At 67.3% G+C, this 24,735-nt stretch carries 22 protein-coding genes and 1 CRISPR repeat array; of the genes, 16 read left to right on the plus strand and 6 right to left on the minus strand.

Annotation, left to right across the window (positions count from 1 at the left end; genetic code table 11):
• Positions 1-65: 65 nt before the first annotated feature.
• Genes AB0C35_RS37390 through AB0C35_RS37400 form a run of 3 tightly spaced genes read left to right on the plus strand, consistent with a single transcriptional unit; the run spans position 66 to position 3,494 of the window.
• Positions 66-1,274 (plus strand): cytochrome P450, encoded by a 1,209-nt coding sequence (locus tag AB0C35_RS37390; protein WP_358466683.1) that lies wholly within the window; start codon positions 66-68, stop codon positions 1,272-1,274.
• Position 1,275: 1 nt separating this feature from the next.
• On the plus strand, positions 1,276-2,688 hold the full coding sequence (locus tag AB0C35_RS37395; RefSeq protein ID WP_358466685.1) for an MmgE/PrpD family protein: 1,413 nt from the start codon (positions 1,276-1,278) through the stop codon (positions 2,686-2,688).
• Positions 2,685-3,494, plus strand: a complete 810-nt coding sequence (locus AB0C35_RS37400) for a coniferyl-alcohol dehydrogenase (protein ID WP_358466687.1) — start codon at positions 2,685-2,687, stop codon at positions 3,492-3,494. Before AB0C35_RS37395 ends, AB0C35_RS37400 begins: the two co-directional genes overlap by 4 nt.
• Before the next feature lie 249 nt (positions 3,495-3,743).
• Here AB0C35_RS37400 and AB0C35_RS37405 read toward each other — a convergent pair whose 3' ends face one another.
• Positions 3,744-4,496, minus strand: a complete 753-nt coding sequence (locus tag AB0C35_RS37405; protein ID WP_358466689.1) for a hypothetical protein — start codon at positions 4,494-4,496, stop codon at positions 3,744-3,746.
• 270 nt (positions 4,497-4,766) lie between these two features.
• On the opposite strand from AB0C35_RS37405, the gene AB0C35_RS37410 reads away from it, so the two are divergent.
• The 3 genes from AB0C35_RS37410 (at position 4,767) to AB0C35_RS37420 (ending at position 8,925) form a co-directional block, all read left to right on the plus strand.
• Positions 4,767-5,765, plus strand: a complete 999-nt coding sequence (locus tag AB0C35_RS37410) for a LuxR C-terminal-related transcriptional regulator (RefSeq protein WP_358466691.1) — start codon at positions 4,767-4,769, stop codon at positions 5,763-5,765.
• A gap of 99 nt (positions 5,766-5,864) precedes the next feature.
• Positions 5,865-7,592 carry a prolyl oligopeptidase family serine peptidase gene (locus AB0C35_RS37415; RefSeq protein ID WP_358466693.1) on the plus strand — a complete coding sequence of 576 codons (1,728 nt, stop codon included), beginning with the start codon at positions 5,865-5,867 and terminating at the stop codon, positions 7,590-7,592.
• Between the two features lie 85 nt (positions 7,593-7,677).
• On the plus strand, positions 7,678-8,925 hold the full coding sequence (locus tag AB0C35_RS37420; RefSeq protein WP_358466695.1) for an MFS transporter: 1,248 nt from the start codon (positions 7,678-7,680) through the stop codon (positions 8,923-8,925).
• A gap of 144 nt (positions 8,926-9,069) precedes the next feature.
• Here AB0C35_RS37420 and AB0C35_RS37425 read toward each other — a convergent pair whose 3' ends face one another.
• Both AB0C35_RS37425 and AB0C35_RS37430 read right to left on the minus strand, forming a co-directional pair.
• Entirely contained in the window at positions 9,070-9,480 is a 411-nt protein-coding gene (locus tag AB0C35_RS37425; protein ID WP_358466697.1) for a hypothetical protein, read from the minus strand.
• A 313-nt stretch (positions 9,481-9,793) separates the two neighbouring features.
• On the minus strand, positions 9,794-10,300 hold the full coding sequence (locus tag AB0C35_RS37430) for a hypothetical protein (protein ID WP_358466699.1): 507 nt from the start codon (positions 10,298-10,300) through the stop codon (positions 9,794-9,796).
• Between the two features lie 221 nt (positions 10,301-10,521).
• Between AB0C35_RS37430 and AB0C35_RS37435 the strand changes: the two genes are divergently transcribed.
• Complete coding sequence (locus AB0C35_RS37435) at positions 10,522-11,085, plus strand: hypothetical protein (protein ID WP_358466701.1); 564 nt, start codon at positions 10,522-10,524, stop codon at positions 11,083-11,085.
• Positions 11,086-11,174: 89 nt separating this feature from the next.
• Here AB0C35_RS37435 and AB0C35_RS37440 read toward each other — a convergent pair whose 3' ends face one another.
• Entirely contained in the window at positions 11,175-11,570 is a 396-nt protein-coding gene (locus AB0C35_RS37440; RefSeq protein ID WP_358466703.1) for a hypothetical protein, read from the minus strand.
• 188 nt (positions 11,571-11,758) lie between these two features.
• Here AB0C35_RS37440 and AB0C35_RS37445 point away from each other — a divergent pair, with 188 nt between their 5' ends.
• From AB0C35_RS37445 to AB0C35_RS37475, 7 genes are all read left to right on the plus strand, one after another.
• Entirely contained in the window at positions 11,759-12,178 is a 420-nt protein-coding gene (locus tag AB0C35_RS37445) for a hypothetical protein (protein WP_358466705.1), read from the plus strand.
• 15 nt (positions 12,179-12,193) lie between these two features.
• Entirely contained in the window at positions 12,194-13,984 is a 1,791-nt protein-coding gene (locus tag AB0C35_RS37450) for a hypothetical protein (RefSeq protein ID WP_358466707.1), read from the plus strand.
• Positions 13,985-14,475: 491 nt separating this feature from the next.
• Positions 14,476-15,339, plus strand: coding sequence for a DUF2637 domain-containing protein (locus AB0C35_RS37455; protein ID WP_358466709.1), 864 nt, complete (start codon positions 14,476-14,478; stop codon positions 15,337-15,339).
• Positions 15,336-17,390, plus strand: a complete 2,055-nt coding sequence (locus AB0C35_RS37460; protein WP_358466711.1) for a toprim domain-containing protein — start codon at positions 15,336-15,338, stop codon at positions 17,388-17,390. The genes AB0C35_RS37455 and AB0C35_RS37460 overlap by 4 nt, the downstream gene beginning before the upstream one ends.
• Positions 17,387-18,274 (plus strand): hypothetical protein, encoded by an 888-nt coding sequence (locus tag AB0C35_RS37465; protein ID WP_358466713.1) that lies wholly within the window; start codon positions 17,387-17,389, stop codon positions 18,272-18,274. The genes AB0C35_RS37460 and AB0C35_RS37465 overlap by 4 nt, the downstream gene beginning before the upstream one ends.
• A gap of 17 nt (positions 18,275-18,291) precedes the next feature.
• A complete protein-coding gene (locus tag AB0C35_RS37470; protein WP_358466715.1) occupies positions 18,292-18,588 on the plus strand; it encodes a superinfection immunity protein in 297 nt (98 codons plus the stop codon).
• Between the two features lie 466 nt (positions 18,589-19,054).
• Entirely contained in the window at positions 19,055-19,801 is a 747-nt protein-coding gene (locus AB0C35_RS37475; protein WP_358466717.1) for a hypothetical protein, read from the plus strand.
• A gap of 17 nt (positions 19,802-19,818) precedes the next feature.
• On the opposite strand, the gene AB0C35_RS37480 is transcribed toward AB0C35_RS37475, so the two are convergent.
• Together AB0C35_RS37480 and AB0C35_RS37485 are read right to left on the minus strand one after the other, a co-directional pair.
• On the minus strand, positions 19,819-20,022 hold the full coding sequence (locus AB0C35_RS37480; protein WP_358466719.1) for a DUF397 domain-containing protein: 204 nt from the start codon (positions 20,020-20,022) through the stop codon (positions 19,819-19,821).
• Complete coding sequence (locus AB0C35_RS37485; RefSeq protein WP_358466721.1) at positions 20,019-20,855, minus strand: helix-turn-helix transcriptional regulator; 837 nt, start codon at positions 20,853-20,855, stop codon at positions 20,019-20,021. The genes AB0C35_RS37480 and AB0C35_RS37485 overlap by 4 nt, the downstream gene beginning before the upstream one ends.
• Before the next feature lie 832 nt (positions 20,856-21,687).
• Here AB0C35_RS37485 and AB0C35_RS37490 point away from each other — a divergent pair.
• Together AB0C35_RS37490 and AB0C35_RS37495 are read left to right on the plus strand one after the other, a co-directional pair.
• Entirely contained in the window at positions 21,688-22,410 is a 723-nt protein-coding gene (locus tag AB0C35_RS37490) for an ATP-binding protein (protein WP_358466723.1), read from the plus strand.
• Between the two features lie 112 nt (positions 22,411-22,522).
• Positions 22,523-23,119, plus strand: a complete 597-nt coding sequence (locus AB0C35_RS37495) for a hypothetical protein (protein ID WP_358466725.1) — start codon at positions 22,523-22,525, stop codon at positions 23,117-23,119.
• A gap of 231 nt (positions 23,120-23,350) precedes the next feature.
• Positions 23,351-24,601: a CRISPR direct-repeat array (repeat unit 29 nt; unit sequence GGGACCATCCCCGCGTGCGCGGGGAGCAC).
• Positions 24,602-24,735: the final 134 nt, after the last annotated feature.

Below are 24,735 nucleotides of genomic sequence, written 5' to 3' on the forward strand. Positions count from 1 at the left end.
GACCAGCCCCGGCCCCCAGCTGCCCGGCCCATGCCCCGGCGAAATCGGCCGACCAGTACGACCCCTTGAGTGATGACACGATCCAGAACCCGCACCCCGTCTACGCCGAACTGCGGCAGCAGCCGGTGTTCTACAGCGAGCGCATCGGGATGTGGGTCGTGTCCCGCTACGCCGACGTAGCGGAGATCCTGCGGGACCGCGGAGTCCGCTTCCACAAGGACGAATTCCTTCCGGTCTACGAGATGACAGCCGAGGCGACCCGGATCCTCGCCGAGGGTTTCGACCGGGTCCCGACCTTTGACACGAACCCACCCGAGCACCGCCGGATCCGAAGCTTCACCTCCAAGATCTTCACTCCCGCCCGGATGCGGACGATGGAGCCGCGGATCCGGGCCATCGCCGGCGAGCTCATCGAGGGCTTCGCCGCGGACGGACGCTGTGAGTTCGTCGAGCAGTTCGCGTTCCAGCTTCCGGCGATGGTGGCGTTCGACTTCCTCGGAGTTCCCAGGGAAGCGGCCGACCGCGTCCGGGACTGGTCGGTGTCCTACGTCGAGTTGTTCTGGGACTTCTGCCCGCCCGAGCGGCAGGTGCAGGCGGCCCGTGACAACGTCGCTTACTGGCAGTACATCGGGTCGCTGATCCGTGAACGCCGCGCCGAACCGCGCGACGACGTGTTCAGCATCCTCATCCAGGCCGACGGCGCGGACGGGGAGCCGCTGACCGACTCAGAGATCATCTCGATCTGCCACCACCTGGTCATCGCCGGGCACCGGACGACGACCAACAACCTCGCGTCCATGATGATCCACCTGCTGCAGGACCGTTCCCGCTGGGAACGCGTCACCGCCGACCCGGCCCTGGCCGCAGGGGCGGTCGAGGAGTCGCTGCGGATGGACGCTCCCGTCACGGCCCTGTGGTACCGGACCGCAGCCGAGGTGAGCTTCGAGGGCACCACGATCCCGGCAGGCGAACGCGTGCTGGTGGTCTACGGCTCGGCGAACCACGACGAGTCCGTATACGAGGCGCCTGAGAAGTACGAACTGGACCGTCCGAACGCGAACCGGCATCTCGCATTCGGGCTCGGCCCACACGTCTGCGCAGGTGCGCCGCTGGCCCGTGTGATCGCGCCGGTGGCCGTTCAGGAACTGGCCCGCCGCCTGCCGAACCTGCGGATGCCCGCCCAGGACATCCGCTATCTGCCGCTCTGGACGAGCCGCGGCCCAGAAGCAGTGCACCTGGAGTGGGACCTCCCGGCGAACGGGACGGGGGCCTGAGGTGGCTGCCACACCAATCGTGCCCACCGGGAGTGGGGACCTCGCGCACGCGGTCAGCCGGCATCTCGTCGGCGCCCGGTTCACCGACCTCGACGAGGACACCGTCACGACCACGAAGCTGAGCATCCTCGACACCGTCGGGGTGACGCTCGCCTCCAGCGGACTGACCCCGGGAGTGGACGACTACGTCGCCGTCGCGGCCGAGTTCGGCGGCACGCAAGAGAGCACCGTCCTCGGGTTCGGGGACCTGCGGCTGCCCGCTCCGCTGGCCGCCTGGGTGAACGGTGCCCTCGTCCACGGGCTCGACTTCGACGACCTGGTCCGCGACGTCGGCTACCACCCCAGCACGCCCACAGTGCCGACGGCGCTCGCGCTCGCCGAGCGGAGCGTCGGCATATCAGGCCGCGACCTGATCCTCGCCGTTGCGCTCGGCAACGACCTGGGCACCCGGCTGGCCGCGGCCGTGCCGAGCCACGCCCCATGGTTCGGCACGCCGGTGTTCGGCTGCTTCGCCGCCGCCGCGACTGCGGCGAAGCTGCTCAAGCTGGACGCCGGCGGCGCCCATGCGGCGCTCGGCATCGCCTACACCCAGTCCGCGGGCACCCTGGAGATGCGCTGGAGCGGCAACTCCAACATCGCCTCCTTCAACGGCTCATGGCCCAACAAGACAGGCGTCATGGCCGCTCTCCTCGCACAACGCGGCGCTCAGGGCATCGAGAACGTCTTCGAGGGGCGCGGTGGGCTCTTCCCGGCCTACTTCGGCGAACACGACCGGGCCGAGGTGACCCACGACCTCGGCCGCAGGTTCCGCGGTGCGGAGGTGTCCTTCAAGGTCTGGCCCGCCTGCGGCGGCTCCCACTGCGCGATCGACGCGACCCTGCAGCTCTTCGCCGACACCGGCCTCGACCCGGCCGACGTAAAGTCCCTCACCGTCGCCACGACCCTCGGCACGTTCGCGCTGACCCAGCCGATCGAGGCGCGCCGGGCCCCCACCACCCCGATGGACGCGAAATTCTCCATCCCGTACGCGATCGCAGTCGCCGCCGTCCGCGGGGACGTCGGACTCGACGACTTCCGGCCCGAACGTCTGAACGATCCCGCGGTCCGGGAGTTCGCACAGAAGATCTCCGCGGTCGACGACCCGAGCCTCGCGATCCGCAAGGCCGCCCTGCCGGCCAGGATCGAGGTGACGACGACCGACGGCCGCACCTTCGTACAGCGCTGTGACCAGCCGCGCGGAGTCTGGCCGTACAGCCGGCTGTCGCAGGAAGAGGTGATCCGGAAGTTCCGGGACTGCGCCGCCTACGCGCGGATCCCCATCGACGAGGCCGCACTCGACGGTTTCGTCGACGCGGTCCTGAACCTCGAGCAGGTCGACGACGTCGCGGCCCTGACCAGAGAGTTGCAAAGTTGAGCACGTATGCCGGCAAGCAGGTCGTGGTCACCGGCGCGTCATCCGGGATCGGAGCCGCCGCGGCCGAACTCCTGAACGCCGAGGGCGCGATCGTGCACGCCCTCGACATCCGGCCCGTCCCGTCGGCCACCGCCACGTCGACGATCGTCGACCTGCGCGATCCCGCGTCGATCGACCGGGCGGTGACCGCCCTGCCCGACCACGTTGACGCCCTGTTCAACTGCGCGGGCCTGCCACAGACCTTCGCCCCCGCTGAGGTCGTCGCCGTGAACTTCCTGGGTCTCCGCCACCTCACCGAGGCACTCGTGCCGCGCATGGCGCCCGGCTCCGCCATCGCAAGCGTCGCATCCGTCGGCGGCCTCGGCTGGCCAGACCTGCTGGAGCACATCAAAGGACTCCTCGCAACCGCGGACTTCGCTGCGGGACGCGCTTGGGTCGAAGACCATCCCGACATCGTCGATGCCGGCTACCGCTTCTCCAAGGCCTGCGTCATCGCCTACACGATGACCCGCAGCATCGATTTCCTCGGACGCGGAATCCGGATCAACTCCAGCAGTCCCGGCGACACCACGACTCCCATGACGTCCCACTTCCGGGAGTTCTACGGCGGCGAGTTCTGGAACTCCCGGGTCTTGCCCATCGGTCGTCCCGCCGAACCCGTGGAGCAGGCCCGCGCCCTCCTCTTTCTCAACCGCCCCGACGCGAGCTACATCGCCGGCACCAACCTGGTCGTCGACGCCGGCGCCACCGCAGCCCGCCGCATGGGCCAGGTCCCCACCTCCCCCGGTCTCCCTGGCACGACCTGATCACACGCCGCAGACCACGCAAACCGCCGAATGAAGGCGGGACAACGTCGACATTGCCGACCGGGAATCGGGGGAGGAGGTCACCGCCCTCACCTGACCGGCCGATCGCCCGATTCAAGCGAGGCCTCGGCCCGTATCAATGCCGCTGTTGCCGAGGTCTCCGACGTCACTGCCCAGCGTCCGGACCTTCGTTGAAGATGCTGTGGGCCAGGACGAACGAGTCCTGGCGCACATCGAACGTGCTGCCCTTCAGCGTTGTGAACCGAGGGCACGAAGCCTGGTGATCGCCTGGTCGCGGGGGAGGAGGTGCAAGTTGTGGTCGGGTAGGCGCCGGGGGCCGTCAGCGTCGATGAAGTGCGTGGGGCCATAGGGCCATGCGCCAGACATGAGGGCGATGAGGTTGGTTCCGTGCCAGCGTTGCAGGGTCTCGTGGACGACGTCGGCGTCCGGCCCAGGAGTTGCGAACCACACATAGACCGGGCTCTCAGCAGACGACGCATCGTTGGTATCGATTGCGGTGGAGATGCAGTCCTCCAACTCGATGTACTCGATGGCATCTTCGAGGGTCTCCGCCGCGTGGAGGCGTGGGGCGAAGTTGTCGATCAAGGGTTCGTCGAAGGCGCCGGCGAAGAGGCGGTCGAGATCGGGCTTCGTCGTGATGACCTGCCTAGCGCCGGTGGCGTGGGTGAGCGCTTCGGTGAATGCGGCCCGAAGGAGACCGTCTGCGCCCGGCCCGATGAGCCCGGCGCCCTCCGGCCCTCCGAAGGCGTGGGCGAGTGGCTGTGGGTCGGTGTTCGCGCGGTGGGACGTCGGGCGGGGCTGAGGCTGGTCGTGATTGTTCCTGAAGACGCTGCGCAGGCGGGCGCGGATCCTCTTCGGCGAGGACCGGAATCCGAAGGCTCCACTCCCTGAGGTACTGATCCGGGGGAGGCGTCGCTGGATGACATTGCGGCCGTTCAGCTGGTCGCAGCGGTTGCAGGTCGGTATGGAGATGCTAGTCATCTTGGCTCCCGGTCGGTCGTCGCTGGCTAGCCACGATGAAATCGAGAGTCCGCAGGTCAGCGGTGTGAGCGAAACCCATGATGACGACAAGTGATCAACTCTGGGAGGGCACCCTGGCGGTTCGGAGCATCGGATCTGCTGTGGCGTCGTGGATCACGATGGGTGGCGGGGTCGGTGGTGACTTTTGCTCATTGGTGCGAAACACTCACCCGTGAGGTCATGTAACTCTGCCACTTCGTGTCGCTACTCTCTGTGCCTGGAGGTGGTGGAGTGGGCATCGACGCCGAGCAGGCGGCGAAGCGGCTGTTGAAGGACATCGTCCCTGGCGAGCTGCTGACGGCGTACACCCAACTGCTGGCGCAGGACGGGTGTCTGCACACGGAGGCGTCCGCTGTGCTCGGTGGTGCCGAGCTGGTTGAGGCGCTGACCGATGCGGGGATGGCGCACGTCCAGTCGTCGGGGCCGGCACTGCCGCCACGGCTGATGCCCGTCTCTCCGGACATGGCCTTGCAGAGCACGCTGGCCGATCTGACGCGCCGGTTAGTCGCCGACCAGGAGCGTCTGCTGACAGGGCAGCGGCGGATGGCCGAGACGCATCCCTGGGCGAGCCCGGCAGTGGACGAGTCGAACGACCGGCTGGTGCGGATCATCACCGACCGGGAGGAGATCGGCAACGTGTCCCGGGCGCTGATCGGTGCCGCGCGGCATGACTGGATCACGATGGACAACGGGTACGTCGAGCGGCCGATGGACGAGTTGACCGCGGTGCCACCTCCGCCGTCCTTCGCGGGCCACGTCAGATGTCGTGCCCTCTACGAGACGAGTTGTGCCGAACATCCCGTCGGCGTCAAGACCATCGAGATCGCTGTGGAGGCTGGCGAAGAGGCCCGGCTGCTGCCCCGTATCGGCATGAAGATGAAGCTCGCCGACGAGGCGATCGCCATGCTGCCGCTGACGCCGACCGGGATGTCGGGAGCGTTGCTGATCCGGTCGTCGGTCATCGTCGCGGCGTTGCGGGAGTACTTCGAGTTGCTGTGGGAACGTGCGATTCCCTTCGGTGCCGCCAGCCGCGAAAGCCCGCTGAATCCGCTGCAGCAGCAGATCCTGAGCATGCTCGTCGAGGGACTGACCGACGCGAGTATCGCCAAACGAGCTGGCGTGAGCCTTTCCACGGTGCGTCGGCACTCGGCGACCATCCGGGACAAGCTCGGCTTCGACCACCACTTCGCCGCTGGAGTCGCCGCGGTTCGACGCGGCTGGATCAAGTAACCCGTAACGCCCGAGAGGCAACCCATGCCTGAGTACCGAGACTTTGTTCCCCAGCAAGGTTTCCAGCCCACCCTGGCTCTATCCCCGGACGCTGGCACGGTGGCCTACTCCAGCAATGCCAGTGGACGCTTCGACCTGTGGACGATCCCGGTCGCGGGTGGTGCGCCTCGTCAGCTGACCAGCCTCACAGATCAAGCGGTCCGGCAGATTGCGTGGGCGCCGGACGGCAAAAGCCTGGTCTTCACCGCTGACCGTGATGGTGATGAGCAGTACCGCATCTACCGGATCGAGTTGGACGACCAAAGCCCCACCGAGATCAGCACCGGCCCGGACTGCCAGCGAATATTGGCGACCGTGCCGTTCGACACCGACGGGCGGCACCTGGTCTATGCGGCCAATGACCGTGACGCGACCGTTCAGGATGTCCTCGTCCGTGACCTGGCCGCCGAGTCGGATCGCCGTATTACCCCGCCGCCCGGAGTGGTTTTTGAGCCGGCAAGGGTCTCGCCGGACGGACGATGGCTGCTGACCGCCGGGTTTCGGTCCAACACACAGGTCGCGATCTACCTGATCGACCTACATGACATCGACACCGAGCCGGAATGCCTCACGGCGGCGTATGGCGATGGACTCTTCGTGCCAGGTCCTTGGATGGCCGACTCTTCCGGCTTCTTCCTGCTCACTGACCTGTGGGGAGAGTTCACGGTTGCCGCTCGCTACCGGCTGTCCGATGGCTCCCTCGAACCGTTCGCCCAGCACGAGTGGGACGTTGAGTGCATCGAAGCCGTCGACGAAACGGTCTTGTGGTCGATCAACGTCGATGGACGCTCCACACTCCACGCCATCCATGGTGAAGCCGCCCTGTCTCTGCCCGACATCCCGCCGGGCGTCGTCAAGGCGCTCGCGCTGGCACCTGGCGCCGACCCCGCCGTCGCCCTGATCGACACCGCCACCCGCCCCAGCGAGATCGCCGTCCTGGACCCGGCGGAAGGGTTCCGGTACCTCACCGATGTTCGCCCGCCCGCGCTGCACGTCATCGAGCCGGTCGAGCCGGAGCCCGTCGTCTACTCCGCGTCTGCCGGACGTCGTGTTCATGCGCTGCTCTACCGGCCGCACATGCGCGGGCCACACCCGGTGTTGCTGTCGATCCACGGTGGTCCCGAGGCCCAGGAACGTCCCGCCTACCCTCGCTCCGGCCTCTATCAGTATCTGCTTGACCAGGGCATCGCCATCTTCGCTCCCAACATCGCCGGGTCCACCGGCTACGGAGCGACGCACCAGAAGCTCATCTACCGCAACTGGGGCGGCTTCGACCTGGACGACCTTGACCATGCTGCTCGCTACCTGCAGTCCATCCCAGACCTCGATGGTGATCGCATCGCTGTCATGGGCGGCTCGTATGGTGGCTTTGCTGCGTTGTCCTGCCTGGCTCGGCTTCCCTACTCGTGGGCAGCGGGTGTGTCTCTGTGCGGCCCTTCAAACCTGGTGACTCTCGCCCGAGAGTGCCCGCCGACCTGGAAGCACTTCGTCTCCACCGTCCTCGGTGACCCGGACCGCGACGCCGAGGCGCTCACGCAACGCTCACCCATCAGCTACGCCGACGCCATCAACGCGCCCTTGCTCGTCCTGCAAGGCGCCCGCGATCCGCGCGTCCCCCGAGCCGAGTCCGACCAGCTGGTCACCCGTCTGCGCGACCGAGGTGTCCACGTCCGTTATGAGGTCTTCGAGGACGAAGGGCACGGATTCACCAACCGGAATAACGAACTTCGCGCCTATGAGGAGATCTCGCAATTCCTGTGCAGCAACTTGCTCGATACTAAAGTCTGACTGGACGGCAAGAGTTTCGCCTGCATCTGGTAATGTCCAGAAAAGAGTGAGTAGCGTCGAACGTGCCGCGTTCTAAAGTGCCAGCGTGTTCCAAATCCTCTCGCCCTTGGCTCTTTTCAGAGACCCTGAAGCATCCCCGCTGTTCATTGCCCGCCTCGTTTCCAGTGCAGGTGCCGGTTTCGGCCAGATGGCTCTCGCCTGGGGTGTGATGGACCTTGGATACGGTCCCGGTGGCCTCGCGATCGTGCTGGCCTGCAACTCCCTCCCCGCCCTCCTCATCCTCTTCTGCGGAGTCATCGGCGACCGCTTCCGCCGCCACCACGTCCTGATCGCAGCCGAAGTGATCACGAGCGTTGCGTGGCTGGCCCTGGGAACCTGCTTTCTGACCGAGCAGGCCCCGCTCCCCCTGCTTTGCGGGCTCGCGATGCTGTCCGGCATCGGTACCGCGACATTCCTGCCCACGATCCGTGGCATCGTCGCCGACCTTCTTGCCGGGAAGGGCCGGCTCGCCGGCAACGCCCTGATCAAGCAGACCGACTCGATCGGCCTGCTGATAGGTCTGTCGTCGTCCGGGATGGTGGTCAGCACGGTCGGCCCCGGCTGGGCCGCTTCGACCCGAAGCATTCTCTGCGCGGTTGGTGCGGTCGTGCTCTGCCGACTCAAGACACCGCGCTGGCAAAGCGACCATCCCAATTTTGTCCGCGAACTCCGCGACGGCTGGCGCGAGTTCGTGTCGCACCGCTGGGTGTGGGTCATGACGCTGCAATACACCGCAGTGATCATCGCCATGGTGTGCTACACCGACATCGCCGGTCCGGTGTACATGGAAGACGGCCACGGCGGCGCGCGGGCATGGGGAATCGTCACCGCCTTCGAGTACGTCGGCGCCTTGGTGGGAGCATTCATCGGCACCCGCTGGAGGCCGACCCGCCTGGTCCTAGCCGCAGCTTCGTTGCCGGCCGCCGGGGCCATACCCATGTTCCTCATGGGGGTACAGGCGCCATGGGGCGTCCTGGCGGCGGCGACGCTCATCCCAGGTGTCTGCACGGCGATCTACTACGTCCTCTGGACGACCGCGCTGCAGAACACCTTCGCGCCGGAGGTACTGGTGCGGGTGAACAGCTGGAACATCATCGCCAGCTACGTCCTGATGCCCATCACGGTCCTGGTGGCGGGGCCTCTGGTAAGGGGCTTCGGATCCCAAGCCGCCGTCCTTGGCGCAGGCGCCCTCACCGTCGTCGCCGTGGCCTGCTCCCTACTCGTCCTCCGGACAACGCCACGCGCGGCAGTGACCCCCACCAAGCCTGTCGAGGACGTCCCGGTTCCGTCATGACGGACGAGGTCCGACGCCCGACCGTCCGGATGCGGTGGCCGAACTGTCGGGCACGAGATGATCGACCGGCCGCTCGTCCAGGCTCGCGACCTGCGGGAGGTTGTCGGCTGCACCGCCACCGCTTCCGCGAGAACCTCCTTGAGATTACCGCCGCTCCTCGCAGATTGATTCAAGGTCAGCAGGCGACAGCACCATCGCCTCGACCTCGCCCCGCCCCTCGATACTGGCCTTGAGAAGGCGATGGAACCCATCCAGTACCACCAGCCGACCGTTGTGCTCGACCAGGTGGATCGGATATGCCAGATCGCTGGCCATCACCCGCTGCAGATGATCGGGAAACCGCTGGGGATCGTCCCGGACCTGGCGCGGCGCGACCCGAAAACGCTCGCCGTTCAGCTGCCACAACGGCAGATCGAACAACCAGGCCAGCTCCTGGACAGCAACGCGCCGCACCGGAAGTTCCAGCCGCCACAACCGCTCGATTTTCCACGGCACCAACGGCAACGTCTCCCTGAGCGCCTCCGGCATCATCGCCAGCAACTCATCCCTGGTCACCCTCGGCGCGGCACGATCTGACCCCATAGCACCTCCCCTGCTCTCACCCAGCACGTTAAGCGTGATCGTCCAAGCACCGGACGGTGGGGCTTACATTCATCCGTGATCAAGGCATCGAGATCGTCAACTGGGCCAGAAGTCAAGAGCTCGAAGGTGCGGCCACTTCCCGCCCTTGGAGTCATTCTGGAGCTGACCTGCGAAAGCGGACTGCCGCAGCGGCTGACGAAGCGAGCGCTGTAATCGCCTCTGGGAGGTGAGATCGCCGATCACCTGGTGGCCGTCGGGCTTGTCCGCGATCGCGGTCGTCGGCGAGTCAGGTTTCCAGCGGCGCAACCGATCGCAGTAGGGCTCTCAGTTCGCGGTCGGGGTTGCCATGCCGGGGGTAGAGGGGGCCGCAGGGCGTAGTGGCCAGACGCATCGACAGGTCGAATAGGTCTGGGGCCGGGGTGCCGGCGCGGTAGATGTCGGCGAGGTAGGAGAACTCGTTCATCACGCCCACGACGCTGCGGTTGGCGGTCTTGGCGACGCGATGCTCAGCCATCTGCTCCAGTTCCCGGTCGACGATCGCCTCTGAGGCGCCGTGGGCGGTGAGCACCGTCGCGAGATGGTGTGGGAATCGGTCCACCAACGTTGCGGCGGGAGCCAGCGGCATCAGTACCGGGAGCAGCGTGGGTTCGTTGACGAACAGCGCGACCTGGGGCTTCCAGAAGAGCGCCGTGGCGTACCACTGGCCGAGCAGGGTGGTGGACGCTTCGGTCTCACCTGGGCTGGGCGTCCCGATGCGATTGAGGAGCTTCTTGGTCGCACGCACGATGAGCATTCGGACCATTCTGCCGCTCCTGCAGAACCAGACGAGTCCTCAGCTGTGGTCGCGGGCCAAGCGAAGGGCGGTGACACGCCGTTGATCAAGCTGGCTATCGTTGCTTGTAGTTGACAAGATGGAGCGCAGTGAGCTTCAAAGCTCCTGATTCAACGTCAGTGCTGTCCAGAGAGAGGAGTGCCGAATGGCCGTATCCCCGATGATGTTGGAGAGCACCTCAGGTGAACGATCACAAGACCCGTACAGGCGCCGACATCGAGCGGCTCGCCGGTGAGCTGCATGAGCGCGTCCGAGCCCTCAACCGTCTGACTCAGCGCGAGCCGGGCCTGTCGGAGGCCGCCGGCGCGTACACGGTTCTGGGGAACCTGGCCCAGACCTCCTTCCGTCTGGCGCAGACTGCCGAGCAAGTCGATGAGTTCCTGACCAAGGAACTGGATGCAGGAAACCTTGGGCATGACCAGGGCGACGATCCCGTCGCGGCCGTGACGGTGGCGCACAACTCGCTGTCGCAGGCCGCCGAGCAGGCTGCCGACCTCGGGGACAGCTTCCGGCGGGCGGCAAGCGCGATCGCCCCCATCTACACGCTGGGCCCCGGCGACGAGCCGGCACTCGACCAACACGCGGTGCGGAGCGCGATCGAGCGGGAGGCGTCGCAGGTTGAGCCCGCGAGGGAGGACTTTCCTAACCCGGTCGGCGACGTCCTTACCGACCCGAGCGCCGTCCAGCATGTGGCGCCCGAGCTTCGCTCGCCACCTCAGGCGCGGCATCCGCGTCGGGAACGGTGAACCGAGGCCGTCGCAGGCCCACGTAGGCGGGGGTTAGGCGTCGGTTCGGAATGACAAGCCGTGTTCCTGGAGGGCTTGCCGCAACGTCTTCATCGCGTTGGGCCCATTCCGTGCAGTACGGCGATCTCGTCCTCGGTGGCCTGAGCGATTTGGGCGAGACTGCCGTAGCCGGCGGATGCCAGGGCTCGCCGGGCCGGGGCGGCGAGCTTGGGCAGGTCTGTTGCCGGGTCACCGTTCATCAGTCGGCTCCTGTGCGGTGTCGGCGGAGAGGCGTTGACGCGCTGCGGCGAGGTGCTCGGCGTAGCCGGCGCGAAGATCGCGGACAGTGTCGTGTCGAGGCTGCCGGCGATCCGGTGCAGGGGAGCCCATACGGCCGGGTCGTCGATCAGGTGGCTGAGGTCGGTCATCTGTACTCGCTCCAGCCAGTCCGACAGCACCAGGGCCTCGTCCGCCGAGAGGTTGATGACGACCTGCTCACGTTCCACGGGCTCACTTTAGCCCGGCCCTGCCCGTCGGCGGGTCCTTCGCTTGCGTGCGTGCGCACGGACGCGGGCCGCGTTCGCTGGAGGGTCCGCTGGCGCGGGGCAAGAAATGGAAATCCTAAGGATTTGGCGTGTGGACCGGGCGCGGTCCACATGTCGGCGGCGGATCGAGCGCGATCCGGTGGAGGCCGATGACGGAGGACGTTGAGGGCTCGTCGCCCCGGAAGGCGACCACACGAAATCGAAGGGCGCACCGTACGCCGCGGCGTGATCGGGCGTTGTTCGTGGCGTTGTCTGACGATGAGCATGCCTTGCTGGTGGCGGCTGCGGGACGGGAGCGGCTGGCGACGGGAGCTTGGGCGGCTCAGGTGCTGCTGGCGGCCGCGCGCGATGTGGAGCGGCCCGAGTACGTCGAGTTGCGGGAGGCGCTGGCGGCGTTGATGCATGCGGTGGGGCAGGTCCGGCGGATCGGGGTGAATCTCAACCAGGCGGTTGCGGCGTTGCATTCGGGTGAGCCGCCGCCGCAGTTGCGGTGGTATGCCGAGGCGGCAGCGCGGACCGTCGGGAAGCTTGATGACCTTGCTGACGAGCTGCGCCGCCGTCTCCCTTGAAGTCGGGGACCGGCGTTGATCGGGAAGGTGCTGCGCGGTAAGCGGGTGCAGGGCCTGATCCGGTACCTCTATGGGCCGGGACGGCACGGGGAGCATCGGGATCCACGCATCGTGGCGGGGTTCCGGAGCCCGGCCGAGCTTGAGCCGGCCCTGCGAAGCGATGGGAGCCGGGACTTCACGCGCTTGGACGGCTTGCTCACTCAGCCGCTTGCACTGCTGGGGGAGCGGAACTACCGCAAGCCGGTGTGGCATCTGTCGGTCCGGGCGGCGCCCGATGATCCGATTCTGGACGATCGGCAGTGGGCCGAGGTCGCGGCCGAGATCATGTCCCGGACCGGGCTGGCCCCGGACGGAGACGATGACGGTGTGCGATGGATCGCGGTTCGTCATGCTGACGACCACATCCATATCGCCGCGACGCTGGCGCGTGCCGACGGGATCCGGCCGGAGGTCTGGAACGACGGGTACCGGGTCCGGGCCGCCTGCCGTGCGATGGAGGAGCAGTTCGGTCTGCGGTCCACCGCGTCGGCGGACCGGACGGCGGCGCGGCGACCCAAACGCGCCGAGACTGAAAAGGCCCAGCGCGTTGGTCGTCGTGAGCCTGCGCGCGGTGTCCTGCGGCGCCATGTCGCCACCGCTGCGGCGGAGGCGCGGACGGAGGCTGAATTCTTCGCTGCCCTGGAGGCTGAGGGCGTCCTGGTACGCAAGCGCTACAGCACGCAGTTCGCCGACCAGGTCACCGGTTACGCCGTGGCGATGCCCGATGATCTGAATGCATCCGGACGGCCCGTGTGGTTCGGCGGCGGGAAGCTCGCCAGCGACTTGACCCTTCCCAAGCTCCGGCGCCGGTGGGGCATGGAGGGGCCCGACCGTCCAGGGTCTCGTCCGCTATCTGGACGGCATCTGTCGGCGCGGACGACTCGCGCCGTTTTACGGACGACCGTCCGCCGCGCGGCGGACGAAGCCCGGACGGCTACGGAATTCCTTGAACTGCTTGAGCGGCAGGGGTTGCTGGTGAAGCGTCGGTACAGTCGGCTGGAACCTGGCCAGCTCACCGGCTATGCGGTCGCGTTGCCCGACACGGAAGAACCCGTCTGGCACACCGGGGGTCGGCTTTCTGAAGACCTCAGCCTGCCTCGTATTCAGCAGGGGTGGAACGCCGGGGAGCGTGGTGCCGGTGCCGAGGAGGACGAGCTGACGTTCGAAGAGCGCCAGGCGTTCTATGACGATGCCGCTGGCGCCGCCGCTTACGCCACGTCTCACCTCCGTCGGCATCTAGCCACCAACCCTTATGCCGCCGAGGACGCGTGCTGGGCCGCGTCCGACGCCCTACGCGTAGCCGCCAAGGCCACCGGCAATCCTCACCTCGGACGTGCCGCCGACAGCTACGACCGCGCCGCCCGCGCTCCGTACGGTCGTATCCCTCGGGCCAGTTCGGCGGGGAATGCTCTGCGTACGGCAGCCCGGCTGCTGACGCTGGCCGGAACACAGAATCGCGGCGCCGTTTCCATCATGGTGCTGGTCAGCCGGTTGATCACTCTTCTGGACACCCTTGCCCAGCTCCGGCAACTCCAACAGCGTCAGGCGCAGGCCGACGCGGCGCGTGCCGCGAGCCGGAACCTGAGCCATGCGACTGCTGTTGCGGGTCAGGCGGCGGGCCACGAGGCTCTCGTCCAGCCATCACCGTTCCAACTGGCCATGGCGGCCTTCCCGAATCCGTGGGCTCCTGCGAGTGGTGTAGCCGCTGCTGGCTCGGCTCCCGCGGCAACGCGTCCGCGAACGAGCCAACGGCGAACGCCTTCTTGAACCTCTGTCGCTCATAAGCGACGCAACACGCTGAGTGCCCACTGTGATTGACGAGCCTCTCTTGTGTGATGCATCTTTCTGATCAAGAACTTTAGTTGATGACCGCTCGGCTCGTCGGCTGACATCACCGGGGGACGCGATGAAGACGCAGGCAACGACCACACAGGCTGAACTGGAAGAACGGCGAGCCCGTCTCCTCCGGCTCCACTACGAGCTGCGGCGGCTCGGGCTTGCGTACGAGCCCGCAAGCCTCGCAACGGACGCTGGCGCCTGCGGATCCGTCACAACGGGTGGTCGGAGACCGTTCTGTGCGCCGGAGCCGAGGGCGCCTACGCCTACGTCACAGCCCACGGCCGGCTCCTCGGCACCACCGACGAGGCTCGGCACGTCGCCCGGGTGCTGATCTGGATGGTCGAGAGGCGCCTTCGGTGACTCCGTTCCGGCAACCGGAAGCAACGACGCCGGCCAACGCCCCGAAGGGGGGCGCGCGAGTGCGTCGGAACGCCGGGGTCGTCAAGTGGGTCGCCGCCGGAGTCGCACCTCTGATTGCGGCGCTGGCGGTGCTCGGCGGCCTCGGCTCGTTCACCACCCTCCGGCAGATGGCTGAGCCGCACTTCGAGGGCCTGGCGTGGATCGTCCCGGTCGGCATGGACGTCGGGATCCTGGTCCTGCTGGCCTGGGACCTGCTGATGGAGTACCTCGACCTGCCATGGCCGGTGCTGCGGTGGGTCGCCTGGGCCTACATCGCCGGCACCGTCCTGGTGAATGTGGCCGCCGCCCATGGAGACTTCGCCGGGAGCGTCATGTTCGCGGCCATGCCGATCCTGTTCATCACGGTCGTCGAAGGGCTCCGGCACCTGATCCGACGCTGGGTCGGTCTCACGTCCACCAGCCGCGTCGAACGGGTCCCCGCGGCGCGCTGGGCGCTCGCCCCGGTATCCAGCCTGCTGCTGTGGCGCCGCATGATCCTCTGGCACATCATCGAGTACCGGCAGGGCCTCGACCTGGAGTACCGCCACCTGGTAGCTGTCTCGCAACTGCAGCGAGAGTACGGCAGGTGGTCCTGGCGGTGGCGTGCACCGCTGGCCGAACGGCTTGCGCTCAGCCACCTCCCGGCCCAGCACACCGCGTACGGCACGTCCGGTGAAGACGAGGCGGCCGACAGCGGGCAAGACGACCAGCTGATGGCAATCGCCCGGCAGCTTCAGCGCGAGGTAGAACGCGAAGGCGTCCAGCTCAGCCGGGACCGGCTGGGCCGCCGCCTACGCGAACTCGGCTTCACGATCGCCAACCACCGGCTCACGCAGATGATCGCCGCTGTGCGCGAAGAGGCCACCAAGGGCGGACCGTCATGACCAACCCGTCTGGTGGCGAGCAACTCGCACACGAGGAACAGGCCCGTCGGCTCGGCATCCTTCAGGGGATCGCGGACCATGCCGTCACCTGCCTCACCGACGGACGGCTGGAGTGGGAAACCTGGCTGGAGCATGCGAGTCGGCATGGACGCTACGGATTCACCAACACCCTGCTGATCCCGGCTCAGCGACCGTCGGCGACCGACGTGCGCTCGTACGACGCATGGCAGAAGGAGGGTCGGCAGGTTCGCCGCGGCGAGACGGGGATCCGGATCATCTCCACGCGCGGGAAGCCACGGACGGTTTTCGACGTCGAACAGACCGACGGCGAGGCGATCGAGAAGGAGCTGTTCTCTCCTGCTGTGGGGCTGCGGGGGCTGTCCAAGCTCGCTGCCGACCTCGGGCTCTACGTGGACCGTGGGCAGGGGTGGACCTACCTCGGACGCCCCGGGCGGCGGATCAAGATCGCACCGGAACTGGACGACACAACCGCGGCGGCGGTGCTCGCACACCAACTTGCCCACACCCAGCGACCCGGCGGACATATCGACACCGACGGCAGTCACTCCGCCCCATGCCGCGGCGTTCGGCGCGTTCAGGCGGACTCGATCGCCTATCTCGTCCTTCGCGAGATGGGATTGGAGATCTCGGGCTTGCTCGCCTTCCCAACGCCGCGAGAGTGGGCGGGGACCGACAGCCGGACAGACGCGTCCGCCGCGATTCGTGCCATCGGAGACCAGATCGTCCGGACGAGCACGCGGCTTCGACGTCAGCTACGCGGGCTGTCCGACGTTGCCGCGACCATTCGTCCACCGGCGACCGTCGCAAGCGCAGCTACCACCGAGAAGGGAGACCGCTCGGAGCAGACCCCGCCGTCGAGCCGAGCCTCGGCTTTGGCAGCCCAACAGTCACCGGAGGTCTCCACGCAACAACTCCGGGCCGCTGTTGCCGATGCTCACCGTTTCTACAGGCGGAACCTGCCGGGGAGCTGGGGCGCCCGCTACCTCGCAAGCCGCGGCTTCACCCTGGTGACGCAAGAGCAATGGGAGATCGGCCTCGCACCGCGCACCCGCCACGCGCTGCTTCAACATCTACGCGAGCGGGGACACCGCGACCAGACGCTCATCCAAGCCGGCCTCGCCAGAAGCAAAGATGGCGGGGAGCCCTTCGACCTGTTCCGTGACCGGGTCCTGTTCCCACTCCGGGACCGAGGCGGCGACGTCCTCGGCTTCATCGGCCGTCGTCGCGACAACGCTCCAGGCCCCAAGTACCTCAACACCCCCGAGACGGCACTCTTCCGCAAGAGCGAGATCCTCTTCGGCCTTCACGAGGGACAAGGCCGGCTCGCGGGTGCGGTACGCCCCCTCATGGTCGAAGGCCCGCTTGATGCGATCGCCGTCAACACCGCCATGCCGGAGACGTACGCCGCGCTCGCCCCCTGCGGGACGGCGATCACCGGTTCCCAGGTGGATGCGATAGCCGCCTGCACCGACCTCGGAACGTCCGGGCTGGTCATCGCACTCGACGGCGATTCCGCGGGACGCGCCGGAGCGATCCGGGCCTGGCCCATGCTTCGCCGTGTCCCTGGGCCGGTCGAGGCGGCCGTCCTTCCTCAAGGCCAGGACCCGGCAGAACTCCTGTCCTCGAAGAGCCACACGGCTGTCCATGAGGCGTTACTTTCCGTGACTCCTCTCGCTGACCTGCTGGTAGATGAGAGGATCCGGAGATTCGGGGGAACGCTGGAGTTCGTCGAGTCCCGCGTGGCCGCTGCCCAAGCCGCCGCTGCCCTGATCGCCGAACTGCCGCCGGACCAGATCGCTCGCCAGGTCGTCCGCGTCTCGGCCCGCACGGGCATGGATAAGGCCGAGGTCACCGCCATCGTCACCTCCGCGATCAGCCCAGAGCCCGGCCCGGACATCTCATCGGCAGCGGACGACGTCCGCTTACCGCCCTCTCTGGGCCGGCCCGAGCAGCAGAGAAGCCCCGACGTCCAACGCTCTCCTCACAGAGCACCTTCCAAGCGCCCTGACAACACTCGGAGGACGATTTGAGCCAGCAGCATCCCGACCCGATCGCCGAAGGTCTCCAGCACGGCGGGCAACGACTCGTCCAGATCGTGTCGTTGGCCGTCGCAGCGCGGCAAGGCTTCGCCCAGCGCCGTCAGCGGTTAGAGGCCGCGCGGCAGGCGCGGGACGGTACGGCTCAACGAGCAGAAGCCCAGGTCCAGAGGGCTGCACTGGCCGAAGCCCGCTCGCGCTGGGGCCGCGTGCACGACCGGAAGTGGCTACGCCAGGCATCCCTGCTGGACGTCGCCAAAGCATGGGGTGCGGCTGTCCCGTACGCCTCGGACAACGCCTCAGCGTCCCTCGCCGTCCGCAAATGCGAGGAGCGGCTGCGCCACCTTCACCCTTACGCGATGAGCCACTACGACCGGTTCCGCGGTGAAGGCAAGGGTCCGCTCGACGCAATGACGCAGGCCGCGCCGTTCTTCACACGGGAACCGAACGTCCGCACTGGCGAGCCGGCACCTCAGCCCGGACAACTCCACGAAGGCACCGGCGCCGAGTGGGCCGCACGATTTCACGGCCCGGACCGTGGTGAATGGGAGGAGGCTCGCCAGGAACAGCGCGCGAGCCAGATCGCCGACCAGCTCAGAACCAAGCTTCGTCTCCAAGGGCGTGAGCCCCTGGCCGAAGAACTGCGCACCGTCCTGGAGATCACCACCAACCTGCCAGAGCACATCATCGCCAAGGCCGTCCCGGCGACTGCCGCGTCCGGCCCCACTCGAGGCTCCGACGTGCAACGGGCGGCCGAAGACTTCCCCCACTCCATCGACGAGGCACTGGAGATGAGTTCGAGTAACTCCTCCGGTATGCCTGCCGCGCGCCGGACACAGCCGCAGGTTCCCGACCGGAACCGCCGACGGAATCTCTGACCAGAGGGAACGAAATGATGACCGCCATCCAGAACAGCGTGTACTTCTGGCTCGCACTGATCGGCCTTCTCGCCGTGCTCGCGGCGCTGCCGACGCTCATAGCGCTCATCCGCGGCGCGGACGACATCAGCTACATCGTCCTGCTCAACGTGATCTGCTGCGTCACCGTCTTCGGCTGGCCCATCGCGCTCATCACAGCCATCAGATGGCCCCGCCGCTATCCGACCCCGCCACGGACGTCTCTCCAGCGCTCGCCCGCGCCTCCCCTCGACCGCCACCGGAGCCGCACCCACGAACGAGGTCCGTATGCCTGAGTCCACAACACCTCGCCGGCTCCCGATCGCCGTTAACTCGACGGTACTCATCGGCGCTATCGTCCTGGCAGGCTCTACCTTGCAGGAGGACGCGGACCCGCTCACCATCCGGCATGTCGCCGCCTGCGGCCCTTTCGGCCCTGTCGCCGACAAGTACGTCGACCGAGACAAGATCTGCCGCCGCGCCCGGAAAGAAGCGCTACGGAGCATCAGGACCGGCCGTGACCCCGACTGGGGCGACGTGTTCCGCGACTCGATCCCAAAAGCGTCCAAGCGCCCTAGACAGGATCAAGCTTCAAAGCACCCACGTCGCGGAACCGAGAAGCACCAGCCGAACCACACGCCGTCCCCACCGTCACGTACGGAACCCCGTACGACCGAACGGATCAGCCCATCAAGCCGGGCTGACGTTGAGCCGTCCAGCAGCCCGCAACCTGCCATCCCGACAGAGACGGCGAAGGCGCCCGTGAACACCCCTACCCCGACGTCGCCCACCAGCCCGGAGGACGATGTGCCTGGACTGGCCGGATGGGCTGGGGCCTTCGCGCTCCTCGCCCTAATCGGCGGCGCCGCCTACGTGGGCAGACGGCGGCAGACGGTCACCCAGGCAGCGACATCGAGTTTCGAGCGCATCAAACGCTATACGCGACTTAAAGGGACGCCGACGGCAACGACGTCCTTCCAGGGCACCCCAACTGGCGTAGAAACTCGAATCACGCACTTCGCCACGAAAAGCATTTCGCTCGGCGGCCCGGGAGCTGAAGACGCTGTCCGTCACCTCGTCGTGGACGCCATCCTCAGCCGCCAAAGCAACGCCACCGAACTCGTCCTCAGCCGCCCCGATGCGTGGCGCCTGTTCGGCACGGACATGGGCACTCTGCAAGACGACCGGATTCCCGGCCTCACTGTCATCGACGACCCGGCGCAGACTCGCACTTACTTGGCTCGCCAAGGCCCGTCCCGGTGCCTCCTCATCACCTACGACGACGAGGTCGAAGACCTTCGGGCGCTCCCCGCTCACCAACAGGGCCAACTCACTGTCGTATCTCTATCGGCCCGGACCCAAGCTCCCGTCACGGTCTCAACTGGTGGCGAGGTCACCGCAAGCGCCACCGGCCCACAGATGCCCGAGCGCCTGCCGCTGCTGTCGAGACCCGATGCCTTCGCCCAGCTCATGTCCATGCCGACGCTCGCCAGGAACCCGGCAAGCTAGGCAAGGCGGGACAAACTCTAAAGGTCGAATTCTCCGCGGTTCACGCGGTCGGTCAATTCGCACCACGCGCTGCGGCCAAAGAGGAGCGTAGGGCCGTCAGGGTTCTTGGAGTCGCGGACCACCAGGCCGCCGGCGAGCGGAGCCAGTTCGACGCAACCTTGGCTACCTTGGCTGGCCGTGGCTTTGCGCCATCTCAGAGCGTAGGGGGCTGGTTTGGTCATCGAGTCTCCTTTTCGATCCCGCGCAGGAAGGCTCCCGTCTCGCGGGGGTCGAGCGCCGCTGCCACCAGTAGGTTGAACTTGGTGTTCATGCGGCTCACCTGGTGCGGTTGCTCCAGGTAGGCGTTGCCGGCCTGGCTCTCGACGTAGACGACGTCCGGGTCGGTGGGCTCGGGGAAGCCGAGTAGCGAGAACGGCCCGTCGAGGCCGACATGTCCACCTTTATCGAAGGGTAGAACCTGCACGGTGATGTTGGGAGTCTCGATCGCATCGAGCAGGCGGCTTACCTGCCCGCGCATCACCGCGGCATCACCGATCGGTCTGCGGAACACGTTCTCGTCCAAGATCACCCACAGGGCGAACGTCGGTGTCGCGCGGCCGAGAATCTGCTGTCGGGCAAGCCGGAGCTCCAGCAAGCGGTCGATCGTCTTGGGAGCCTCACCGGGGAGGGTCGTCTGCAGGACCTCGCGAGCGTACTCGGGGGTCTGCAGTAGCCCGTGGACGAGCTGGTTGTCGAAATGCCGCAGCTCAGCGGCCTCGCTCTCCAACCCGATGTAGGAGCCGAAGCGGGGCGGAAAGACGTCCTGGAACTCGCTGTACCAGCCTGGTTGCGCCGCCTCCTTGGCCAGTTGAAGAAGCGTGTCCCTGGTGCGGGCATCCGTCGCGCCGAACAGGTCCAGCAGGTCACGGATCTCCCGTTGCTTCGGTGGTTGCGCCTTGCCCGTCTCGATGCGGCTTACCCGTGAGGGCGAGCACTCCAGGTGTTCGGCGACCTGTTCGATGGTGTAGCCGGCGTTCTCTCTCAGCTTGCGGAGTTCGGAGCCGAGTCGGCGCATCCGAACGGTTGTGACTCCAGGCTGCGGCATAGATCCCCCTGTTGCTTGCGTGGCACAAGCTACCCGGCGCAAGTGCCGCTCGTCGTCGCGAGGCAGGAGCCGCGAAGCTTAGGCGAAGAATATCGCGGACATATCCATGCAAGCCTGGCGTCCAACGGTCGGCACACTTGTGCAGCACATGTTCGCTGTGCATGCTGGGGTCGTACTCACTCGATTGCAGAGCGGGAGTGATGAAACCGGAAGTGGCCGGTTTCGCTGCTCTTTCGATGTGACCCCCGAAGAAGGGCAGCCCCGGACGCGGTGCGGCAACACCGGCCGGGGCCTGATCGGACGCAGGAGGTCCGACTATGCACGATCGTACGAATCCGTCACCCGTCCAGGCGATGACGGCCACCCTGGAGCGCCCACCCGTCCCCGTCCGACGACGACCCTCGACGCCGATCACGCCAACCATGACGTCACCGGCGCCCTGGGCAGGCGACATCGACCCTGATCGGGCCATCGCCGAAATCGGCGAGCAGTTCCCCGTGGCAACGGTCTGGTTCGGCGAGTACACCGGAAGCTACTGGGCCTTGACCCACGCACAGGACGGCACGCCCGGACTGGTCGAGGGCGCCACACCAGAAGCCCTGAGTCGTCGGCTCGACTTCCGCATGCCCCGTCTGCCGCAGCGCCGTCGGCCGCAAATGCCGTCGCACAGAGCACTGCACAGAAGCGCCACTTCGTACCTACCACCTGCTGCGCAGGCCCTTTCCAGTCGCAGGCCCTCCCGGAAGAGGGGCAGATGCCGCGGTCGCCACTCCATGCCCAGGACGCTCGGCAGGAGCGGCCGATGCTGACTGGCCGACCCGCCGACATCCCGCCTGGTGGAGCTTGCGCGTTCCAGCTACCCGGAGACGCGCGCTGCGCGTCCCAAGCGCGCTCACTCCTCACCGCAACGATGCGCGAACTCAACTTCACCGCCGACTCGATCGAAGACGCCAAGCTCGCGGTGTCCGAACTGGCCACCAACGCGCACGCGCACGCACCCTCGACATCGCGCCCAGAACTGTGGGTCTGGGCGCGCACCCGCCCCGCCCCCGAACTGGTCGTTTCCGTATTCGACACTCACTGCGAAACGTGGCCCGTCTCCCACAACGCCGACCTACTCGACGAACACGGCAAGGGCCTGGCCATCGTCGCGGCCCTCTCCTCCAACACGGGCACCCACCACACCCGCTCCCGTCTCACCACCTCGGTGGGTAAGTGTGTCTGGTTTACGCTCACCCTCCCTACCGGATGGCCGGCGGCCAAACGCGTCATCATCCCTGCGGTCGCAGCAGGTCGACTCTCCGAAGTCCTGAGGGCCCGCGGCGTGCCCGCCGCCTGCCGCTGCGACGACAACGGCATTTCGCTCATCAACGTCGGAGCCCTGAACATCTGGGTAGAGCCGAACGCCTTCTCCTGGCGCAGCAGCCAGGGCTACACCCGCCAGCCGCTGATCGACCTGCAGGAAGTCGCCGAACGCATCGTCAGTTGCCACGAAACGGCATCCGCTTCCGCATCACCGGCCTGAACGCGGCCGACACCTCCCGGACCAAGCTCCGGCGCCACTCCCCGGGGACGCGTCGACACCTCCCATACGCCGCGTCCCCGGCCCACGCAACGCCCACATTCCAGGAATCTCCATGCACAAAGCCGCCGACCTTCACGCCCGCCTAGCACGAGCCACCGAAGACATCAGAGCTTTCGCAGGACGAGTCGCCAGCAACGGCATCAACCAGGTCTTCGATCGGCTGATAAGGACGGGCGACCCTGACGCCAACACCATCGCCTTCCTCTGCCGTGTCCATGACCTCCTGGTCAGCGCCGAAGATGCTCTGATGGTGGTCATCGAAGCGCATCGCGAGCACGAGGGCCCATCCGGCCAGCACGGCTGCCAGCATTGCGGAAAGGCCCTGGTTCCCACCCTCCCAAACGGCATCTCAGTTGGCCCGGCCGAGGCCTGGCGCCGAGCCCACCTCCACTTGCCTGCCCGCCACGACGAACCGATCCTCATCCACATCCAAGAATTCGAGGACGGCTACCAGGCCATCCCAATCCTGACCACCATCCCCGAGCCACCACCCGTTCCCACCCTCGAGACCCCAACTACCCTCGTCATCGACAAGACCACCGGCACCGTCACCCGCTGGCCCCTGCTCCCCATCGACGTCCTCGCCAAGCAATATCACCGCTACCAGCACCAAGAACCAATGACATTCGACGGTCACTCTGAACAATGATGAGGAAATTCGCTTGAAGCCGCGGGGCGAAGGGCATCCCACCTTCCTGTCCGCGCCTAGGCACATTCGCTAGGCCACGCGGCCGAACGCCCAGGCTGCATGGCCGCGCCCTCCCGGACACGGAGAGCACGCCACGTTGTTGGCCCGCGACCGCTGCTGGTGGGACGCCATGGACCATGCGCAAAGCGCTCAACAGAACTGCCCCGTCCCTCTTGCTCGCGTCCAACCCCGAGCACCATTCCCTCATGCGCGGGGAGCACTACGAGACGAACCAAAGGAGCAAGCACCCGCGAGGGACCATTCCCGCGTGCGCGGGGAGCACGCTCATCAGGTCTTGACCTTCCCGTCTCGGATGGGACCATCCCCGCGTGCGCGGGGAGCACGATGCTCGGCCAGGTCACGTTGCTCATCGCCCGGGGCCATCCCCGCGTGCGCGGGGAGCACGATGCTCGGCCAGGTCACGTTGCTCATCGCCCGGGACCATCCCCGCGTGCGCGGGGAGCACGGACAGCACACCCGCTGTGCGTTCGCCTGCTGGGGACCATCCCCGCGTGCGCGGGGAGCACATCCGTATCTGCGTCTCGCCCGTGGTCGGGTAGGGACCATCCCCGCGTGCGCGGGGAGCACCTGGCGGTGCTGGTCAGGGGGTAGGTGTGCGGGGGACCATCCCCGCGTGCGCGGGGAGCACTACCACGCCCACCAGGGCGCCGGCACCCGCGAGGGACCATCCCCGCGTGCGCGGGAAGCACAACGCGCTACTTCGACTGGCCCGGCACCGGCCGGGACCATCCCCGCGTGCGCGGGGAGCACCCACGTCGGGCACGTCACACGCCAACCCCCTGGGGACCATCCCCGCGTGCGCGGGGAGCACTGGACGCCGAGCCTCACCGTGGCGTTGTCGCCGGGACCATCCCCGCGTGCGCGGGGAGCACGTACAGGTCGCGGAGCCGGATCGCTGCACGCAGGGACCATCCCCGCGTGCGCGGGGAGCACTCTTCCGCGCTGGGCATGTCGTCCTCCTCGGGGGGACCATCCCCGCGTGCGCGGGGAGCACACCGCCAAACCCATCACCAGAGTCGCGACCGCGGGACCCTCCCCGCGTGCGCGGGGAGCACAACGGGTCCGCGCCGTACACGCTCCCGGTCGAGGGACCATCCCCGCGTGCGCGGGGAGCACCAGCGCCGTCACCGCAGACCACCCGCCAGCACGGGACCATCCCCGCGTGCGCGGGGAGCACTCCACACCAACTGGTCGGTGCTGGGGGCGGGTCGGGACCATCCCCGCGTGCGCGGGGAGCACCTTCTCGGCCTGCGCATGGATGTGCAGCAGGCGGGACCATCCCCGCGTGCGCGGGGAGCACAACGACCCGTCCGCGCCGCGGGTGGGGTCGTAGGGACCATCCCCGCGTGCGCGGGGAGCACGATCCGCGAGCGATCTGCAGTGGTCGTCGCGGGGGACCATCCCCGCGTGCGCGGGGAGCACTCACCCGACCCCCGCGCAACCCTCTCTGTCAGACTCAGAGGAGACATGGGGACGAACTAGTCTTCTGTGACACAAGTAGGGCGAGACAGGGATCTTTCTAGCGTGACGTTGAGTGTTGCCGATCTCCGCGCTGA

Source organism: Spirillospora sp. NPDC048819, assembly GCF_040650055.1.
Classification (GTDB): domain Bacteria; phylum Actinomycetota; class Actinomycetes; order Streptosporangiales; family Streptosporangiaceae; genus Spirillospora.

Coding starts and splice junctions, on each gene's coding strand:
- AB0C35_RS37405 (WP_358466689.1), bottom strand. CDS start 4,496: ATGACTAGCATCTCCATACCGACCTGCAACCGCTGCGACCAGCTGAAC.
- AB0C35_RS37430 (WP_358466699.1), bottom strand. CDS start 10,300: ATGCTCATCGTGCGTGCGACCAAGAAGCTCCTCAATCGCATCGGGACG.
- AB0C35_RS37445 (WP_358466705.1), top strand. CDS start 11,759: ATGACGGAGGACGTTGAGGGCTCGTCGCCCCGGAAGGCGACCACACGA.
- AB0C35_RS37460 (WP_358466711.1), top strand. CDS start 15,336: ATGACCAACCCGTCTGGTGGCGAGCAACTCGCACACGAGGAACAGGCC.
- AB0C35_RS37470 (WP_358466715.1), top strand. CDS start 18,292: ATGACCGCCATCCAGAACAGCGTGTACTTCTGGCTCGCACTGATCGGC.
- AB0C35_RS37480 (WP_358466719.1), bottom strand. CDS start 20,022: ATGACCAAACCAGCCCCCTACGCTCTGAGATGGCGCAAAGCCACGGCC.
- AB0C35_RS37485 (WP_358466721.1), bottom strand. CDS start 20,855: ATGCGCCGACTCGGCTCCGAACTCCGCAAGCTGAGAGAGAACGCCGGC.
- AB0C35_RS37490 (WP_358466723.1), top strand. CDS start 21,688: ATGCTGACTGGCCGACCCGCCGACATCCCGCCTGGTGGAGCTTGCGCG.
- AB0C35_RS37495 (WP_358466725.1), top strand. CDS start 22,523: ATGCACAAAGCCGCCGACCTTCACGCCCGCCTAGCACGAGCCACCGAA.